The sequence below is a fragment of the Pseudoalteromonas sp. S3178 genome, from assembly GCF_005886985.1.
Taxonomy (GTDB): domain Bacteria; phylum Pseudomonadota; class Gammaproteobacteria; order Enterobacterales; family Alteromonadaceae; genus Pseudoalteromonas; species Pseudoalteromonas carrageenovora.
In genome coordinates, this window is record NZ_PNCW01000374.1 from 1 (window position 1) to 235 (window position 235).

Genomic DNA, 235 nt, shown 5'->3' on the forward strand with positions numbered 1-235 from the left:
TCATACCTGGAGCTCTAAGATTGACAATGGTCACGATAACGTTGATAGCTCCCATAATAGAGCTAATGCCCATTATATGGATCGCAAAAACAAAAAATGCTGTATTGTCATTGCTATACGTTGTAGATAGTGGCGCATAAAAAGTCCAACCGAAAGCAGGCCCGCCGCCTTCCAAAAATAACGACATCAGTAAAATTGCAAATGCAAAGGGTAGTATCCAAAAGCTCCAGTTATT

The 235-nt window shown here is 40.4% G+C and carries 1 protein-coding gene; it reads right to left on the bottom strand.

Going from position 1 to position 235, the window contains the following annotated elements:
• Positions 1-235, bottom strand: a 235-nt coding sequence (locus CWC11_RS21360) for a cbb3-type cytochrome c oxidase subunit I (RefSeq protein WP_171038504.1), incomplete at both ends; no start/stop codon positions are given.